The organism is Flavobacterium tructae (genome assembly GCF_001853485.1).
Taxonomy (GTDB): domain Bacteria; phylum Bacteroidota; class Bacteroidia; order Flavobacteriales; family Flavobacteriaceae; genus Flavobacterium; species Flavobacterium tructae.
On record NZ_MIKE01000028.1, the window covers coordinates 1 to 13,541 of the forward strand.

A 13,541-nucleotide genomic window follows, 5' to 3' on the forward strand; every position below is an offset into this window, starting at 1 on the left:
AGAATCTAAGAATCTAAGAATCTAAGAATCTAAGAATCTAAGAATCTAAGAATCTAAGAATCTAAGAATCTAAGAATCTAAGAATCTAAGAATCTAAGAATCTAAGAATCTAAGAATCTAAGAATCTGAAATCAGTAATTTAAAATCTAAAATAATAATATGGGTGCCTTTGTAATTAGTAAGCGGTTTAATGATGAATATAAATTCGTATTTACTTCGAGGAAGGGTAAGGTGATATTTACGAGTCTTAGTTATGAGTTGAGGTTTGAGTGCGAAGAGGATATCGAGAAGTTTAAGGTGAATATTGAGATGGCTCGGTTTTTAAAGTTTAAAGGAGCTGGGGGGAGGTATTTTTTTAAATTGATGTTGGGGGAGCTTCATTTTGCTACAAGTCGAAAATACACAACGGAATTGCTTTTGCAGAAAGGAATCAAGGAAATTGTGACTTATGCTTCTAGAGCTGAGATTTTGGATTTTTCCTCGAGTGAATCTATTTTTGAAGATGAAGTTGTGGGTGAGGAAGTGGAAGTGGAGGATTAGGAAATAAAAGAGTGTCTTTTGTTTTCTAGGTTTTGGTAATTGTATAAAGGCCTGGTGGGTTTTGAAGACTTATCAGGTCTTTTTTTATAGTGTGTGTTGTGGTTAGGAAAGGCATTGTGGTTTTGTTGGGTATAAGGCATAAAAAAAGCTATCTGCAAAGAGATAGCTTTTTATTTTTTTGAGTAATTTAGAATTACTTTTTAGCAGGAGCAGCAGCTTCTTCAACTTTTGCAGCAGCAGAGTCAACTTTTGCAGCAGCAGAATCAACAGTTGCAGCAGCAGAATCAACTACAGCAGCAGCAGAATCAACAGCAACAGCAGTAGAATCTACAGCTTCAGTAGCTGCAGCGTCAGCTTTTTTACAAGATACAACAGTTAAAACAGCAACAACAGCTAAACTTAAAAATACTTTTTTCATCTTACTTTATTATAAAAGGTTAATTATTAATTCGTGGCAAAGATATAAATTTTTTAATATGTAAAATATTTTTTTATTTTTTTTTTAAAATATTTTCATTGCTCACGATTATCTTATTTATCAAACAATGTGCCAAATTAATAATAATATGTTAAATTATGGTATATTTTGTCTAAATTATTTTTTATTGAAGATTCAATAAGAGAATTGGGGGTTTTTATACTCTTAGTTGCAGTTTGTTTTGTGTTTTTTAGAATATTAGGTAGCGCTATGAAAAAACAAAAGAGCTTAAATAAGCCCTTTTGTGTGTAATGTTGTTTCTGAATCACGTGCGATTCGTATAAAAAGGTTGCGCGACGATATTCATGATGCTGTTTGTAGCTCCTTTATTGTTCTGAATATACGATTTACAAATCTGACTCTTTTCTTCTAAATACGCTTTGTCCTGAAGCAAACGATCAAGATTTTGCTTTAATTCCTGATTGTTCGAGATTACAAGGCATCCTTTGAGCGCTACCAGTTCAATTGCTTCGGCGAAATTCGAGTAGTTGGGGCCAATTACAATTGGGATTCCAAAAGTAGCCGGTTCTAATATATTATGGATTCCCGGGTTTCCAAATCCGCCGCCAACATAAGCAATTGTTCCGTAACTGTAAATTTTAGTCAGTAATCCAATAGTATCTATAATAAAGACATTGTAATTAGATAAGTCGGCATTTTCTTTTTCGGAGAATAATATTGTTGATTTAGTAATTTGCGCTTTCAGGCTTGTGATCTGATCACTTTTAATGTTGTGAGGTGCAATGATGAATTTTACATCTTCGGATGCCTGGTTGATGTATTCTGCTAATAATACTTCATCTTTAGGCCAAGAGCTGCCTATAATGATGGTTGGAGTGTTGTTTTTGAATTTTTCGATAAAATCCAAAGTGTTGTCTCTTTCTAAAATAGCATTTACACGATCAAAACGAGTGTCTCCTGAAACAATAACATTATCAAAGCCAATACTCTTTATTTTTTCTTTCGAATTTTCGTTCTGAACAAAAAAGTAAGTGAATGCTTTTAATGCTTTTCTGTAAAAACCGCCGTACCATTTAAAAAACATCTGATTGTCTCTGAAAATTCCGGAAATTAAATAGGTCGGGGTTTGGCTTTTCTCTAATTCATTCAGGTAATTCAGCCAAAATTCATATTTTATGAAAAATGCCAATTCAGGATGAGCAAGCTTTAAGAATTTCTTTGCATTACTTTTAGTGTCCAGTGGAAGGTACAGTGTAACAGCTGCAGTAGTATTGTTTTTTCGGACTTCGTAGCCTGAGGGAGAGAAAAAGGTAACGATGATTTTGTGCGCAGGGTATTTTTCTTTGATTTTTTCGATTACCGGAAGGCCTTGTTCGTATTCACCAAGTGAGGCCGAATGAAACCAGATGGTTTTATCTGAAGGCTTTATCTTTTCTTCAAGAATCGTGAAAACATTTTTACGACCTTCGACAAAAAGCTTAATTTTCGGACTAAAAAGCGCTACAATTTTCAGAAAAAAGCCAGCAATAGAAATAACTAAATTATAGAGAAAAAGCATCTGTTTGTTTTTGTGGCTAAATTACGGTTCTTTCGATTATTTTCATTGGTTTGAAGGTATTAAATAACTATTTTTGTTCCTCCTTTTAGAGACGCTGAATGAAATGCAAGTCTTTAATTTTAAAATATATTGAAAATGAAAAAAATTCAAATGGTTGACCTAAAAAGTCAATACGAAAAAATAAAAACTACAGTTGATGCCTCTATTCAGGAGGTCTTGGATACCAATACTTACATAAACGGTCCTTTAGTACACCAGTTTCAAAAAAATCTGGAAGACTATCTGGGAGCAAAACACGTGATTCCGTGTGCAAACGGAACCGATGCTTTGCAAATTGCCATGATGGGATTGGATTTGAAACCGGGTGATGAGGTAATTACGGCCGATTTTACTTTTGCAGCTACTGTTGAGGTAATTGCTTTGCTACAATTGACGCCGGTTTTAGTAGATGTTGATGTCGTAAATATGAACATCGATATTGAAGCGCTTAAAAAAGCGATTACACCAAAAACAAAAGCAATTGTTCCGGTACATTTATTTGGACGTGCAGCAAACATGGATGCTATTATGGAAATTGCTGCCGAACATAATTTATATGTAATCGAAGACAATGCACAGGCAATTGGAGCAGATTATATTTCTAAATCAGGAGCAAAAAACAAAGTTGGGGTAATTGGTCATGTAGCGGCAACTTCATTTTTCCCGTCTAAAAATTTAGGCTGTTATGGAGATGGAGGAGCAATTTTTACCAACGATGATAAACTAGCGCACATCATTCGCGGGATCGTTAATCACGGAATGTACGAGCGTTACCACCATGATGTTGTAGGAGTGAATTCACGTTTGGATAGTATTCAGGCCGGAGTTTTAAATGCAAAATTGCCATTGTTGGACGAGTACAATGCAGCACGCCGTTTAGCGGCAACAAAGTACAATGCAGCTTTTGCCGGAAATACACATATTATTACACCGGAATTTGATGCAAGTCAAAATGATCATGTTTTTCATCAATATGTATTGAGAATTATTGATGCAGATCGTAATGCTTTGATGCAGTATTTATTGGATAAGGGAATTCCGTGTGCGATTTATTATCCGATTCCGTTGCATTCACAAAAAGCTTATGCTGATTCTCGTTACAAAGAAGAGCAGTTTCCAGTGACCAACCAATTGGTGAAAGAAGTAATTGCTCTACCAATGCATACAGAACTGGATGATGAGCAAATCAAATTTATAACCGATTCTGTTTTGGAATTTTTGAATAAATAATAAAGATTAAACCAAATAAACAACAGCACAAAATAACCACAAAATGAAAGTATTAGTAACAGGAGGATTAGGATTTATTGGTTCTCATACCGTTGTAGAATTGCAAAATGAAGGTTTTGAAGTAGTCATTATTGACAACCTTTCCAATTCTACAGAAGATGTTTTAAAAGGGATTACGTCCATTACAGGAAAAACACCTTTATTCGAAAAGTTGGATTTAAGAGAAAAAGCGTCGGTTCGGGAATTTTTTAAAAAGCATAACGATGTTACCGGAGTAATTCATTTTGCGGCTTCAAAAGCAGTTGGTGAAAGTGTTGAAAATCCATTGTTGTACTATGAAAACAATATTGCTTCATTAGTATATTTATTGCAAGAATTGCAGCAAAAACCTGAAGCGAGTTTTATTTTTAGTTCGTCTTGTACCGTTTATGGTCAGGCCGAAAAAATGCCAATTACTGAAGATGCTCCGGTACAGGCGGCGATTTCGCCTTACGGAAATACGAAACAGATAGGTGAAGAAATTATTACGGATACCGCTAAAGTAACCAATATCAGTGCAATTTTACTGCGTTATTTTAACCCGGTTGGAGCTCATGCAACGACTGAGATTGGCGAATTACCAATTGGTGTTCCTCAAAATTTAGTACCTTTCATTACACAAACAGGTGTAGGACTGCGTCAGGAATTATCGGTTTTTGGAGATGATTATCCAACTCCTGATGGTACGGCAGTTCGTGATTATATTCACGTAGTAGATTTGGCAAAAGCGCACGTAATTGCCTTACAACGTTTGTTGGCTAAAAAGAATTTGCAAAAAGTTGAAACTTTCAATCTAGGAACCGGAAAAGGAAGTTCTGTTTTAGAAGTGATTCATAGTTTTGAAAAAGTAAGCGATAAAAAATTACCATATAAAATTATGCCGCGTCGTGAAGGTGATATTACAGAAGCTTACGCAAATACAGATAAAGCAAATAATGTTTTAGGCTGGAAAGCCCAATTAAGTTTAGACGAAGCCATGGCAAGTGCCTGGAAATGGGAACAGAAAGTTCGTTCTTAATTTTTTTCAGACGAAAATAAAATATAAGAAAAACCCCAAATAATCTAAAATTTATTTGGGGTTTTTATTTTTGGCTTAATTTATTTTTGTAAATTTGTAAGAATAAATTGTAGGAATTATGAAGAAGAAAAAAGAAGAAGTTAGAGCTAGCAAGGTGGAAGAGCCTGCTGTGGAATATGAAGTTCAAAAATCTAAATTTAAAGGAATTGATCAGGAAACTTTTGATTTTGATGCCGAGTTTGCAAAAGGACTGACTCCAGAGGAATTTAAAGCTGAAATGTTTAAGAGAATTCAAGCTTATCCGTGGAAAAAGTAATTTTTGAAAAAGAAGTTCTTGACTATTTTGATGATTTAGTTTTTGCGCTTTTTAAAGAGGAGTATTTTGGTTTTCCTGAATCAGCTCAGAATTATGTAGATAAGATAGTTGTTTTTATTATTTCAGATATTTCGAGTTTTCCTCACAAGAAAACACCAAAATTACTCCAATATTTAGGTTCAAATTATATTTTTTACAAACCCAATGCCGAAACAACCTGGTATATCTTCTTTGAAAAAAGAAATCAAAATTATTTGATAACCGGAATTGTAAATAATTACAGTGCAGAAGCAAAAGGGTTATAAAAAACAAAATCCTCATAAACAATCTTGTTCATGAGGATTTTTTTTATGTAGTGAGTAACTGAAAACTGTTACTGAGACTAAATGCTAATTATGCATTCGCAGTAACCGCTTCTTTGTCAATTTTGTTAATCAAACCTGCTAACACTTTTCCCGGACCAACTTCAGTGAATAAAGTAGCACCGTCAGCGATCATTTGCTGAACAGATTGTGTCCATTTTACCGGAGCAGTCAATTGTATGATTAAGTTCTTTTTGATTTCGTTTGCATCTGAAACAGCATTTGCGGTTACGTTTTGGTAAACCGGACAAACAGGAGTGGAGAATGTAGTGGCTTCAATTGCAGCAGCTAATTCCTCTCTTGCAGGTTCCATCATCGGAGAGTGAAATGCTCCTCCAACAGGTAAAATTAAAGCACGTTTTGCGCCGGCAGCTTTCATAGCTTCACAAGCTTTTTCAACAGCCGAAGTTTCTCCGGAAATCACCAATTGTCCAGGACAGTTGTAATTTGCCGCAACAACTATTCCGTCAATAGAAGCACAAACTTCTTCTACAATATTATCAGCTAAACCTAAAACCGCAGCCATTGTAGATGGAGTGATTTCACAAGCTTTTTGCATAGCTAAAGCACGTTGAGAAACTAATTTAAGACCGTCTTCAAAAGACAAAGTTCCGTTGGCAACCAAGGCTGAAAATTCTCCTAAAGAATGTCCTGCAACCATTTCTGGTTTAAAATCGTCTCCTAAAGTTTTAGCTAAAATAACGGAGTGTAAAAATACCGCAGGCTGTGTAACTTTAGTTTCTTTTAGTTCTTCGGCAGTACCTTCGAACATGATATCTGTAATTCTAAAACCTAAAATTTCATTAGCTTTTTCGAACAATTCTTTGGCTAAAGCCGATGTTTCATATAAGTCCTTGCCCATTCCTGTAAATTGTGCGCCCTGACCCGGAAATACGTATGCTTTCATTTGTCTAATTTAAAGATTGAATTTTTTTGAATTGAAAATTAGTTTCAATTGAAAGGCAAAAGTAGCTTTTTTTTACTTCGTATAATCCTTAAACATGTAAATCCATGCTAATCTTGAAAATCTAAGATTGAAAGAAGTCAGCAGGGTAATGACGACAGCGATAATCGGAATGATTCTTAAATCGAAATTCTTTTCGAAGAAAAATTGTGCGATACAGTACGTTGCAATTCCCTGAGCGACTGTTAATCCGTAGTTTACATACATAGCGCCAAAGAAATAACCAGGCTCTTTTTGAAACTTATAATTACAGTGACTACAAAATTCGTTCATCTTTGGAAGGCCAAAAGTGAAAAAAATATTTTTATCTGTAAAAACCTTTCCTTTATGACAAATGGGACATTCGTTGCTTAAAATATGAGTTAATGCACTTGACATGATCTTGTTGTTTTTTATTTATACAAAGGTAATTCAGAACAGGATTAAAGTCTTTTTTATATCTTCGCTACTTATAGCACAATAAAGACATTTATTATGATATCGCCTGCCTTAAACGAATTTGTAAACGAAAAATAGGATTAGGCGATCGCATATATGACCAGTAAAAAAATAAATTCTACTTATATGAAAAAATACCCGGTTTATAGTGTTCAGAATTTTAGCTGTAATGATATTCATCGTGATTTTTATGTCAATACCTTCAAAGAGCATTTAAAAAGTCATAGTTTTGTAGAAGAACCACACCGGCATGATTCGTATTTGATGGTGTTTTTTACGAAAGGCTCTGGACAGCACGAAGTTGATTTTGATCAGTTTGAAATTAAAAAGGGAAGCCTGTTTGTGCTACAGCCGGGACAAATGCATCATTGGAGTTTATCTGAAGATGTTGAGGGCTTTGTGATTATTTTTTCACAGGAGTTGTATAATTTATATTTTGGACAGAAAAAAATCAACGAATATAATTTTTACCATTCGATTCACAATCGGCCGGAAATGGTTTTTGAAGAAAAAGGAATTACTAAAATCCGTCCTTATTTTGACTTATTAATTCAGGAAAGTACTCAGGAGGGGCGATATCAACTGGATAAAATGTTGAATTTGCTAGATTGTATTCATATTGAAATAGCCCGCAAATACAACGAAACCTATTCGCATCAGGCGCATTCGTATAACATTAAAATTGACAAGTTCGAAATGCTTTTGGAGCACTATTTTAAACAAGAAAAATTACCGTCTTTTTACGCTGAAAAATTAAGCATTACTTTAAAGCATTTGAACCGTATCTGCAATGAAATTCTGCAAAAAACAGCCACAGAAGTGATTACGGACCGAGTGATTCTTGAAATTAAAAGAATGTTGATTGACAAACAATTAGCGGTTAACGAAGTAGCGTTTAAAGTAGGCTACGAAGATTATTCGTATTTCTCCAGATTCTTCAAAAAACAAACCGGACTATCGCCAACGGAATTTAGGAATAAGAAGTAAAAAAAGAGTTGGGCTTCGACTTCTCCCAGCTTGACATTTGATATCTTTAAAGTACAAATGTCAAGCTGGGAGAAGCCGAAGCCTCGTCCCTACAAACAAAGCCCTGCAGATGCAGGGCTTAATAACCAATCAATTAAATTCTGAGATATTGAATTAAGCTTGTTTTGCAAACTGTAATTCAATGTTCAAACGAACTTCTTCTCCAACCAGAACACCACCGGTTTCAAGAGCTGAGTTCCAGTTGAGTCCCCAATCTTTACGGTTTATTTTTCCTTCGATATTTAATCCGACTTTTGTGTTACCCCATGGATCAGTCATAGTTCCGCTAAACTCTACCGGAAAAGTTACTGATTTTGAGGTGCCTTTGATGTTTAGATCTCCGGTTAATTCATAGCTCCCTTCATTGATTTTTTTGAAAGAAGAACCTTTGAAAGTTAGTTTTGGATGATTCTCGGCATCAAAGAAATCGCCACTTCTTAGGTGATTGTCTCTGTCTGTATTTGCAGTATCAATAGAAGTGATGTCGCCTGAGAATTCGATCGCAGCATTCTCGAAATTGTCACCGTCTGTGTTGATTGTTGCATCGTAAGTTCCAAATTTGCCTGAAACATTGGTAAACATCATATGTTTAACTTTAAAACCAATTTCTGAATGTGTTGGGTCAATTGACCATTTTGTAGTTGCCATAATTTTATCTTTTAAATAATTAATTTCATTTTGATAGGACAAAGTTACGGTGGTAGTGAGCGTAAGGGACTTAACCTAGATTAAGAAATAAAAAATGCGATGACTTTTTGAGTATCGCATCTTTTATTGTTGTTCTGAGTCCCCCGGTTAGAGGGAAGAGTCTTAGTTTTTTGCCACGGATTAAAGGATTTTTATGGATTAGTATGTTTCAATTCAGAAAAAATCTTTTTAATCTAGGTAATCTGTGGAAAGAAAATCAGCTTTTGTCATTCATGTAAAAGCTCAATGCTCCTGAAGGACATTTGTGAATGGTTGAAATAATTTTTTCTGTTGTAGAGCGTTCAGGAATGATCCATGGTTTTTCTTTTGGGTGAAAAACATCGGGATTGTTTTTTACACAATTGGCAGAATGAATGCATTTTCCGGACTGCCATACAATGGTTACTTCTCCATTGCTATATTCTTTCGTAAGGTCATTTGGATTCATGATTGAAAATTTTAGCGGTTAATTTTAGTTTTAAATTCAGACCAATTTTCTATTAATAAATTTAATACTTCTTTTTGGTTTTTTTGTGATTTGAGAAAAAAAAGAAACGATAACATGCTGTTATACAGTATGATTATCGTTTCTTTTGAAGTGTGTGTGAGGTATCTTACAAATTAGTAATTCATAGGAACTTCCATTAGCAGGAATTCGGCCTCAGTGTTGGCTTTGATGTTTAAAGTTTCAAAATCAGAGATTCCCATAGCATCACGAGTGTTCAATTCCTGACCGTTTATAGTTACATTTCCTTTTAAGATAAAAACGTAGACCCCGTTTCCTTCTTTTTTTAGTTTATAGGTTGTAGCGATTCCGGAATCGAAATTTCCCATATGAAACCAAGCGTCCTGGTGGATCCAGACTCCTTCATCATCAGCATTTGGAGATAAAACCTGAGACAGTTTGTTGTGTCTGTCGGCAACATCTAAAGTGATTTGTTGGTAACGCGGAGTTACATTTCTTTGGTTAGGAAACAGCCAGATTTGTAACAGCTTCGTTTGCTGATCGGCATTTGGATTGAATTCACTATGTTGGATTCCGGTTCCGGCACTCATCACCTGAATGTCACCATTTTTAATAATTTCGGTATTCCCCATGCTGTCTTTGTGTGCTAAATCACCTTCTAACGGAATGGTAATGATTTCCATATTATCGTGAGGATGAGTTCCAAAACCCATTCCGCCTGCAATAGTATCGTCATTCAGAACACGAAGCGCTCCAAACTGAATTCTTTCCGGGTTGTACCAGCTCGCAAAGCTAAAACTGTGATAGGCATTAAGCCATCCGTGATTTGCATTTCCTCTTGTTTCTGCTTTGTGTATTACTATATTTTCCATGATGATAATTGTTTTGTTATTTTTTATAGTACAAATTTACGATCAACATGCCTGAAAAGCACTTAATGTAGATTAAGAAAAGGGGCTGAGGTTCGGAGTTGCTAAGGGACTAAGGTTTTTAGTTACAAAGGTACAAAGGTTCAGAGGCTTTGGCGACGACTTAGATTGGCTTGATTTTCGTGTTTATGATCTAAACATTCTAAGAATCGAATAGTTCAATAATCTGAGGATCTAACAAATTCAAAGGTCTAAGAAAGTCTAACTGTATTGCGAAATAAACTGCTGCACAACGGCATCTGTATTCTCGTGGCGTTTTTTCTTTTCCAATGCGATTGGAGGAGCGGCTCTTTCGAGGCAGTCTTTTACATCGCAGGTTTCACAGGTGACCCCTACAATTCGTTTTACAAGTGGTTTTCCTTCGATGAATTTGAATTTCTTTTTCATCGTCGGATTGATTAAAATACCAACCGAAATACTTCTTATGTTGTCTTTGATGAAAGGATCTTTTGTGGCTGATGAAAAAACCAGATATTCATTTCCGCTATGAACATAGCTCGAAATCTGTGCGTCAAAAAAGTGTGGTTTGTTTTGTTTGATAGCCTCGTCTATGGTTTTTACCGAAACCCATCTTCTGCAATAATGCTCGTTGGTTTCGTTTGCATGTGGTTCTTGTTGATTGGTAATGTGTAATTCCTTTTTGATTTGGTAAAAATCAGAGCCAATTTTATGCGACATTCTTAAAAAGAATAAATTTTTCAGATGGAAATCTTTAGGGAGTAAATTGGTTAATCTTTGATAAAAAGATTCCGGTGAAACTTCAAAACTTTCGATCAACGTTACAAATTCTTCCGGATTTGGATTTTCGTTATTTAAAAAGTCATTGATTTTGTTTACTAACAACTGTCTAGGCAGTAATAAAGCACCTGCGAAATAAGAAGCATAGAAATTATGCAATACCTGATCAAAGTTTTCGAACTTGATCCAACTGAAAGTCAGTAAACGATCGGATAAATTCAGATAATTATAAGCAATTTCTTTGGCCAGAATAAAAGCCTTTTGCGGATCGTCGATTTCTGTTGAAAGTAAGAGGGTTTTGCTTTTTGGTACGTAGATGGAACGCAGATCTTCTAAGGCTTCCTGATCAGTGAAGGCAATTTCTTTGATGGTGTAGTCAAATTCCTCTTTAAGAATAGCTTCGAGTTCTTTAATAGTGATCTTAGAGTCTAAATTAATTTGAAAGGACTTAGAAAAAGCAATGACCTTTTCTTCTAAATCTTCAAAATAATTACTGTGAGCCTCCTGATACGAGCGTAAGGCAGCCAGGAAAAAACTCTCCCTGCTCAGATTGTAATGCTGGGCAATTTCGATAATGGTGCTGATAAACGCATTGACCTTGGCGGGGGCATTGGCAATAATATCAATTAAATCTGCCTCCTGAATGCCAAAAAGCTCCAGAGGAATCTCTTTTAAAATTCCTGATTTTAAGATTTCTCCAATCGGAGCGAGGTTGTTGTCCAGTTTTAAAGAAACCATTTGGTCGTAAGTAACATCCAAATGTTCGCATAAAAGCAAAATCTTATCTGTTTTTGGATATTTCTTTCCTTTTTCAATCTCGTTCAAATACGATTTTGAAAGATTGGTCAGTTTCGCCAAACCAAATAGAGAGAGGTTTTTCTGAGTACGAACTTGCTTGAGTTTTAGCCCAAAAATCAGCTTTATATAGTCTTTTTCAATATCCATAATATCAAATGTAAGTAATCTAAAAATAATCGCCAAAAAAGTTTTTTGTAAATTTAGCGAACGTTCGCTTGTTTTGTAAAAAACTTTTTTCTAATATTGTGGTGTAGAAAATATTAACGGTCAGATTGTTATAACAGAAAAGATCTTTTATTAGCAAAAAATGACGAATAATGAAGAACTAATCAAAAGCAACAGCGATGAAAAACCAATTAGAGATTACCGAGACGGCTATGGAGTTTTTGGCCGAAAAGAAGCTTTCTTATCCAAAGATCTGGACAGAAGAGGCAATTGTTTTTATAACCGAACTGCATCGAAAATTCGATTCACAACGAAAATTATTGTTACTGCAACGTGAACAAAAACAAACCGCTTTTGATCAGGGAGTCATGCCGTCTTTTCCTTCCGAAACCAAAACCGTCAGAGAAAGTAATTGGGTGGCAGGAGAAATTCCAAAAGATTTACAGGATCGTAGAGTTGAGATTACGGGACCGGTTGATCGCAAAATGATTATCAATGCATTGAACTCAGGAGCGAAAACTTTTATGGCGGATTTTGAAGACAGTACTTCTCCGACCTGGCAAAATTTAATGGACGGACAAGTGAATTTGATTGATGCGGTTAACAAGACGATCTCTTATACCGATTTGATTAAGCATAAATCGTATCACCTGAATGAAAAGATTGCGACATTGATTGTGCGCCCACGTGGATTGCATTTACCGGAAAAACATCTTTCGATTGATGGGAATGCGGTTTCAGGTTCTTTGGTAGATTTTGGTTTGTATGTTTTTCATAATCATAAGAGACTTTTAGAAAATAACTCAGGACCTTATTTCTATATTCCAAAATTAGAACATTATCTGGAAGCGCACTGGTGGAATACCGTAATTGATTTTACCGAAGATTATTTGAAGTTAGAAAGAGGGACGATAAAGGTTACTGTTTTAATTGAAACCATCACAGCAAGTTTTCAGCTGGACGAAATTATTTTTGAATTGAAGGAACATATTGTGGGATTGAATTGTGGGCGTTGGGATTATATTTTCTCTTACATTAAAAAATTCCGCAAGCATTCCAAGTTTATTGTTCCGGACCGCGATCAGGTCAATATGACTTCGCCTTTTATGAACGCTTACTCGAATTTGGTAATTCAAAGGTGTCATAAACGAGGTATTCATGCCATCGGAGGGATGGCCGCTCAAATTCCGATTAAAAATAATGAGGAGGCAAATGCAATTGCTTTCGCAAAGGTAAAAACCGATAAAGAACGTGAAGTAAAGAATGGTCACGATGGAACGTGGGTAGCGCATCCGGATTTGGTTGCTCTGGCTAAAAATGTTTTCGATGCCGGAATGCCAACTCCCAATCAAATTCATGTTAAAAAAGAATATCGCAAAATAACAGAAGCAGATTTGATAGAGCCACCAATTGGAATTATAACAGAAAATGGGGTTCGTAAAAACATTAATGTTGGGGTTTTGTATTTGGCTTCATGGCTGAACGGACAAGGCGCCGCAGCCTTGCACAATCTGATGGAGGATGCTGCTACGGCCGAGATTTCAAGATCGCAATTGTGGCAGTGGCTTCAGAATAAGGTGACTTTGGATAACGGGCAAATACTGAATCTGGCGTATTATCATGAGTTGGCTTTAGATGAATTCAAAAAAATTAAAGACGAGCTGGGAGAGGAAAATTACGAAAACCGTCAATTCCCGTTAGCGGAGAAAGTTTTGGAAAGACTGGTTGTAAATCCCGATTTCGTTGATTTTTTAACCCTTCCATGTTACAAATATTTATAAAAAATGTC

Annotated in this window: 15 protein-coding genes; 7 read left to right on the top strand and 8 right to left on the bottom strand. The window is 35.5% G+C overall.

The window, feature by feature from the left end:
* Positions 1-159 precede the first annotated feature (159 nt).
* Positions 160-540 (top strand): DUF1508 domain-containing protein, encoded by a 381-nt coding sequence (locus BHE19_RS20470; RefSeq protein WP_070908668.1) that lies wholly within the window; start codon positions 160-162, stop codon positions 538-540.
* Positions 541-733: 193 nt separating this feature from the next.
* Here the strand turns inward: BHE19_RS20470 and BHE19_RS20475 are convergent, their stop codons facing one another.
* Together BHE19_RS20475 and BHE19_RS20480 are read right to left on the bottom strand one after the other, a co-directional pair.
* Positions 734-958, bottom strand: coding sequence for a PG1828 family lipoprotein (locus tag BHE19_RS20475; protein WP_017497763.1), 225 nt, complete (start codon positions 956-958; stop codon positions 734-736).
* Between the two features lie 325 nt (positions 959-1,283).
* The gene (locus tag BHE19_RS20480; protein ID WP_070908669.1) at positions 1,284-2,537 is read right to left on the bottom strand and encodes a 3-deoxy-D-manno-octulosonic acid transferase; all 1,254 of its coding nucleotides are present in this window, start codon (positions 2,535-2,537) and stop codon (positions 1,284-1,286) included.
* Positions 2,538-2,672: 135 nt separating this feature from the next.
* Between BHE19_RS20480 and BHE19_RS20485 the strand changes: the two genes are divergently transcribed.
* The 4 genes from BHE19_RS20485 (at position 2,673) to BHE19_RS20500 (ending at position 5,484) form a co-directional block, all read left to right on the top strand.
* Positions 2,673-3,806 (top strand): DegT/DnrJ/EryC1/StrS family aminotransferase, encoded by a 1,134-nt coding sequence (locus BHE19_RS20485; RefSeq protein ID WP_070908670.1) that lies wholly within the window; start codon positions 2,673-2,675, stop codon positions 3,804-3,806.
* A gap of 43 nt (positions 3,807-3,849) precedes the next feature.
* Positions 3,850-4,863, top strand: a complete 1,014-nt coding sequence (gene galE / locus BHE19_RS20490) for a UDP-glucose 4-epimerase GalE (RefSeq protein WP_017497766.1) — start codon at positions 3,850-3,852, stop codon at positions 4,861-4,863.
* Positions 4,864-4,981: 118 nt separating this feature from the next.
* Positions 4,982-5,179, top strand: coding sequence for a hypothetical protein (locus BHE19_RS20495; protein ID WP_070908671.1), 198 nt, complete (start codon positions 4,982-4,984; stop codon positions 5,177-5,179).
* On the top strand, positions 5,167-5,484 hold the full coding sequence (locus BHE19_RS20500; protein ID WP_070908672.1) for a hypothetical protein: 318 nt from the start codon (positions 5,167-5,169) through the stop codon (positions 5,482-5,484). Before BHE19_RS20495 ends, BHE19_RS20500 begins: the two co-directional genes overlap by 13 nt.
* Positions 5,485-5,572: 88 nt before the next feature.
* Here the strand turns inward: BHE19_RS20500 and fabD are convergent, their stop codons facing one another.
* Both fabD and BHE19_RS20510 read right to left on the bottom strand, forming a co-directional pair.
* Positions 5,573-6,448 (bottom strand): ACP S-malonyltransferase, encoded by an 876-nt coding sequence (gene fabD, locus BHE19_RS20505; protein WP_017497769.1) that lies wholly within the window; start codon positions 6,446-6,448, stop codon positions 5,573-5,575.
* 72 nt (positions 6,449-6,520) lie between these two features.
* On the bottom strand, positions 6,521-6,883 hold the full coding sequence (locus BHE19_RS20510; RefSeq protein ID WP_017497770.1) for a hypothetical protein: 363 nt from the start codon (positions 6,881-6,883) through the stop codon (positions 6,521-6,523).
* A gap of 186 nt (positions 6,884-7,069) precedes the next feature.
* Here BHE19_RS20510 and BHE19_RS20515 point away from each other — a divergent pair, with 186 nt between their 5' ends.
* Positions 7,070-7,930 carry a helix-turn-helix domain-containing protein gene (locus BHE19_RS20515; protein ID WP_017497771.1) on the top strand — a complete coding sequence of 287 codons (861 nt, stop codon included), beginning with the start codon at positions 7,070-7,072 and terminating at the stop codon, positions 7,928-7,930.
* Positions 7,931-8,083: 153 nt separating this feature from the next.
* Here BHE19_RS20515 and BHE19_RS20520 read toward each other — a convergent pair whose 3' ends face one another.
* The 4 genes from BHE19_RS20520 to BHE19_RS20535 all read right to left on the bottom strand — a co-directional run bounded on the left by BHE19_RS20520 (position 8,084) and on the right by BHE19_RS20535 (position 11,734).
* Positions 8,084-8,617 (bottom strand): YceI family protein, encoded by a 534-nt coding sequence (locus tag BHE19_RS20520; protein ID WP_070908801.1) that lies wholly within the window; start codon positions 8,615-8,617, stop codon positions 8,084-8,086.
* 256 nt (positions 8,618-8,873) lie between these two features.
* Complete coding sequence (locus BHE19_RS20525; protein WP_070908673.1) at positions 8,874-9,104, bottom strand: (4Fe-4S)-binding protein; 231 nt, start codon at positions 9,102-9,104, stop codon at positions 8,874-8,876.
* Positions 9,105-9,277: 173 nt separating this feature from the next.
* On the bottom strand, positions 9,278-9,994 hold the full coding sequence (locus BHE19_RS20530; protein ID WP_017497774.1) for a pirin family protein: 717 nt from the start codon (positions 9,992-9,994) through the stop codon (positions 9,278-9,280).
* Between the two features lie 258 nt (positions 9,995-10,252).
* On the bottom strand, positions 10,253-11,734 hold the full coding sequence (locus BHE19_RS20535; RefSeq protein WP_070908674.1) for a helix-turn-helix domain-containing protein: 1,482 nt from the start codon (positions 11,732-11,734) through the stop codon (positions 10,253-10,255).
* A 197-nt stretch (positions 11,735-11,931) separates the two neighbouring features.
* Between BHE19_RS20535 and aceB the strand changes: the two genes are divergently transcribed.
* Entirely contained in the window at positions 11,932-13,533 is a 1,602-nt protein-coding gene (gene aceB / locus BHE19_RS20540; RefSeq protein WP_070908675.1) for a malate synthase A, read from the top strand.
* Positions 13,534-13,541: the final 8 nt, after the last annotated feature.

Excerpts from the sequence above, each read along its gene's own strand:
- BHE19_RS20470 (WP_070908668.1), top strand. The coding sequence starts at position 160 with ATGGGTGCCTTTGTAATTAGTAAGCGGTTTAATGATGAATATAAATTC.
- BHE19_RS20475 (WP_017497763.1), bottom strand. The coding sequence starts at position 958 with ATGAAAAAAGTATTTTTAAGTTTAGCTGTTGTTGCTGTTTTAACTGTT.
- BHE19_RS20480 (WP_070908669.1), bottom strand. The coding sequence starts at position 2,537 with ATGCTTTTTCTCTATAATTTAGTTATTTCTATTGCTGGCTTTTTTCTG.
- BHE19_RS20485 (WP_070908670.1), top strand. The coding sequence starts at position 2,673 with ATGAAAAAAATTCAAATGGTTGACCTAAAAAGTCAATACGAAAAAATA.
- galE (WP_017497766.1), top strand. The coding sequence starts at position 3,850 with ATGAAAGTATTAGTAACAGGAGGATTAGGATTTATTGGTTCTCATACC.
- BHE19_RS20495 (WP_070908671.1), top strand. The coding sequence starts at position 4,982 with ATGAAGAAGAAAAAAGAAGAAGTTAGAGCTAGCAAGGTGGAAGAGCCT.
- fabD (WP_017497769.1), bottom strand. The coding sequence starts at position 6,448 with ATGAAAGCATACGTATTTCCGGGTCAGGGCGCACAATTTACAGGAATG.
- BHE19_RS20510 (WP_017497770.1), bottom strand. The coding sequence starts at position 6,883 with ATGTCAAGTGCATTAACTCATATTTTAAGCAACGAATGTCCCATTTGT.
- BHE19_RS20515 (WP_017497771.1), top strand. The coding sequence starts at position 7,070 with ATGAAAAAATACCCGGTTTATAGTGTTCAGAATTTTAGCTGTAATGAT.
- BHE19_RS20520 (WP_070908801.1), bottom strand. The coding sequence starts at position 8,617 with ATGGCAACTACAAAATGGTCAATTGACCCAACACATTCAGAAATTGGT.
- BHE19_RS20525 (WP_070908673.1), bottom strand. The coding sequence starts at position 9,104 with ATGAATCCAAATGACCTTACGAAAGAATATAGCAATGGAGAAGTAACC.
- BHE19_RS20530 (WP_017497774.1), bottom strand. The coding sequence starts at position 9,994 with ATGGAAAATATAGTAATACACAAAGCAGAAACAAGAGGAAATGCAAAT.
- BHE19_RS20535 (WP_070908674.1), bottom strand. The coding sequence starts at position 11,734 with ATGGATATTGAAAAAGACTATATAAAGCTGATTTTTGGGCTAAAACTC.
- aceB (WP_070908675.1), top strand. The coding sequence starts at position 11,932 with ATGAAAAACCAATTAGAGATTACCGAGACGGCTATGGAGTTTTTGGCC.